Origin of the sequence: Kineococcus glutinatus, assembly GCF_039542765.1 — a bacterium.
GTDB lineage: Bacteria > Actinomycetota > Actinomycetes > Actinomycetales > Kineococcaceae > Kineococcus_A > Kineococcus_A glutinatus.
Genome location: NZ_BAABIL010000766.1, coordinates 1 through 3139, shown reverse-complemented (window position 1 = coordinate 3139; position 3139 = coordinate 1). Strand labels below are relative to the sequence as shown.

Sequence of the window (3139 nt, the reverse complement as noted above, 5' to 3'; positions counted from 1 at the left end):
GGCCGCGGCCGCAGCGCGGGCACGGCACCCCGTCGCCGTGGTGGTGCGCCCGCCCCGCGACGGCCACCACGTGCAGGGGTGAGCCGCCGCGGCCGGCCTCCTGCGCCGCCAGCGCCAGCGCGTGCCGGCTGTCGGGGGACCCGTCGACGCCGACGACGACCGGCCGCGGGTCCGGCCGGCCCGCCCGGGTGGTGGGTCGGGTGCTGATCTCGGTGGTGGGCATGGCGCGCTCCTCACGTGGTCCTCGGTGCCGCCCCCACGCTCGCGCCCTCCCGGACCGGCGGGCAGGGGCGAAGGTCCCGGTGCCGCGGTCGGGACCAAGGACCCTGTCCCCACCCTGCGCCGCGGCGCAGGGTGGGGACGTGAACCAGCACAGCGGCCCCCACCCGCACCAGAGCCCGGCGGCGCAGCAGGTGGACGATCCGGCGGGGGTCGAGCCGTCCGTCGAGCTGCTCGGGACCGCGGCGTGCTGGGCGCTGCTGCGCACCGCCGCCGTGGCCCGGCTGGCCGTCTGCGTCGACGGCGCCCCCGACGTGTTCCCGGTGAACGTGGCCGTCGACCACGGCAGCCTCGTGTTCCGCACCGCTGCGGGGCGCAAGCTCGACGCCGTGCTCGCCGGCGAGGTCGCGCTGGAGGCCGACGGCCTCGACGGCCTCGACGGCACCGGTGGCCTCGACGGCGACGGCGACGGCGACGGCGGCCGGGTGGCGTGGAGCGTCGTCGCCCGGGGGCGGGCGCAGCTGCTGCACCGCACCGAGGAGCTGCGCGGCACCGCGGACCTGCCCCTCGCGCCGTGGCACGCCGGCGGCAAGCCGCACTTCGTCCGGCTGGTGCCCACCGAGCTCTCCGGCAGGCGCTTCGCCGTCACCGCGGCCGCCGGCTGGGAGCTGCCGCACGTGCGGGCGGGCGGTGCCCCCGTGGAGTGAGCACCGACCAGGCACCCGTCACAGCCGAGTAATCACTGTGGGTGAGTTCGTGGTGGCCGGCCCGCGCCGGCGCCCCGCACCGCCCGAGGAGGTCCCACGTGTCCACCACCCTGTCCCCGGACCGGACGTCCCTGCTCTCGGAGAGCTCCGCCGCCGTCGTGCGCGCCACCGCCGGTGTCGTCGCCGAGCACGCCGAGCAGATCACCGCCCGGTTCTACCCCAGCATGTTCGCCGCCCACCCCGAGCTGCTGCGGACGTTCAACCAGGCCAACCAGGCCACCGGCGAGCAACCCCGCGCCCTGGCCGCCTCCGTCGTCGCCTACGCCGTGCAGCTCATCGACCCGGCGGCGCCCTCCTTCGCGCACGTGATGCGGCGCATCGCGCACAAGCACGTCTCCCTCGGCATCCGGCCCGAGCAGTACACGATCGTGGGCCGCCACCTGCTCGGCGCGGTCGGCGACGTCCTCGGCGACGCCGTGACGCCGCAGGTGGCGGCGGCCTGGGACGAGGTCTACTGGCTGTTCGCCACCCAGCTCGTCGCCGAGGAGGCCCGCCTCTACGCCGCCGCCGGGATCGACCCCGCGCAGCCCACCCGCCCCTACCGGGTGGTGCGCCGCGCCCAGGAGACCTCCGACGTCGTCTCCCTGGTGCTGGAACCCGCCGACGGCGGCCCGCTGCCGAGGATCGTGCCGGGGCAGTACGTCTCCGTGTTCGTCGACCTGCCGGACGGCGAGCGCCAGCCCCGGCAGTACACCGTCTCCTCCACCCGGCAGGGCACCCGGCTGCAGATCACCGTCCGGCGGGTGCGCGGCACCGGGGGCGCCCCCGACGGGCGGGTGTCCGGTTTCCTGCACGACCGCGTCGCGGTGGGGGACCTGCTCGACGTCAGCGCACCGGCGGGCGACTTCGTCGTGGAGGACTCCGCCTCCCCGCTGCTGCTGGCCAGCGCCGGGGCCGGCATCACGACGGTGCTGCCCATCGTCGAGCACATCGCCCGCACCCAGCCGCAGCGACCCGTCGTCGTCGCGCACGCCGACCGCGCCGCCGCCGACCACGCCCTGCGCGAGACCGTCCTGCACGCCGGGCGCGAGCTCGACGACTTCACCTCGCACACCTGGTACGAACAGCTCGACCCCGCCGACACGACGTCGCGCGAGGGGTTCATGGACCTCTCCGACGTGCCGCTGCCCGAGGGCGTGCAGGTCTTCACCTGCGGGCCGCTGCCCTTCATGCGCCACGTCCGCGCCACGCTGCTGGCGCGCGGCGTGCCGGCCGAGCGGATCCGCTACGAGGTGTTCGGGCCGGACCTGTGGGCGCAGGACGTCCCCGACACGCCCGTCGGCTGAGCCGATCCCGCCCCGCCCGCATCGGCGCATGGCTCCGGCCCGACGGGGTAGTCCCACCCGCAGCGGGGTCCGCGCGAGCAGCGCGCGGCACGGCGGAGGGAACGGCATGAGCGGATCGGACAGGCAGGCGCTGGCGCAGGCGGTGCACGACCTCGGGTCGGCGCTGTGGCTCGGGGGCGCGGTGATGGGCGTCGCGGGGGTGAACAAGTCCGGGGCGGACCTGCAGCAGGGCATCGACCGCATCCGCGTCGCCGAATCGGCGTGGAACCGCTTCGCGCCGGTGGAGTGGGCGGGCATCGCGGCGGTGTTCGTGGCGGGTGCGAAGCTGACCAAGAGCAGCTCCGGGCGCTGGCTCGCGCAGGAGGGGTACCCGTCGCTGGGGACGGCGAAGATCGCCGTCTCGGTGGCCGGGGCGGCCGCCACGGCGTTCGCCGCCTACAGCGGCATGCAGATCGGGAAGATCGCCGAGGAGCTGCACGGGCGGGGCGAACCCGTCCAGGTCAAGGACGCCACCCTGCCCACCGCGGGCACCGACGCACGGCTGGCGTCCTGGCAGCAGCGGCAGCGGATCTCGCAGTTCCTCGTGCCGGTGTTCGCCGGCGCGAACATCGCCCTGAACTCCGCGCTCGTGCAGTCCTACCGGACCGGCAGCACGGTGCAGGGCGTGGCGCGGCGGCTGCTGCCGGGCTGACCCGGCGGAGGTCCTCCGGGGTGGTCCCCCCGGAGGACCGGCCTCAGCGCAGCTCCCCGCGCAGCAGGTCGTAGCGCACGAAGTCGTCGCGGCTGCCGTCGCGCAGCAGCTCCGCGCCGCGGTCGCGGCCCGTCTCGCCGGCGCCGAGCCGGTCGGCGACCGCCCGCGAGGCCGCG

4 protein-coding genes are annotated in these 3139 nt (G+C 76.5%); 3 read left to right on the top strand and 1 reads right to left on the bottom strand.

Translation table 11 applies throughout. The annotated features are described in order from the left end of the window. The coding region (locus ABEB16_RS21170; protein ID WP_345714158.1) for a universal stress protein at positions 1–223 on the bottom strand (223 nt) is incomplete at its 3' end. Between the two features lie 139 nt (positions 224–362). Between ABEB16_RS21170 and ABEB16_RS21165 the strand changes: the two genes are divergently transcribed. From ABEB16_RS21165 to ABEB16_RS21155, 3 genes are all read left to right on the top strand, one after another. Then, positions 363–926 carry a pyridoxamine 5'-phosphate oxidase family protein gene (locus ABEB16_RS21165; RefSeq protein WP_345714157.1) on the top strand — a complete coding sequence of 188 codons (564 nt, stop codon included), beginning with the start codon at positions 363–365 and terminating at the stop codon, positions 924–926. Between the two features lie 98 nt (positions 927–1024). Further along, positions 1025–2272 (top strand): globin domain-containing protein, encoded by a 1248-nt coding sequence (locus ABEB16_RS21160; RefSeq protein WP_345714156.1) that lies wholly within the window; start codon positions 1025–1027, stop codon positions 2270–2272. Positions 2273–2378: 106 nt separating this feature from the next. Further along, a complete protein-coding gene (locus tag ABEB16_RS21155; protein ID WP_345714155.1) occupies positions 2379–2963 on the top strand; it encodes a hypothetical protein in 585 nt (194 codons plus the stop codon). Positions 2964–3139: the final 176 nt, after the last annotated feature.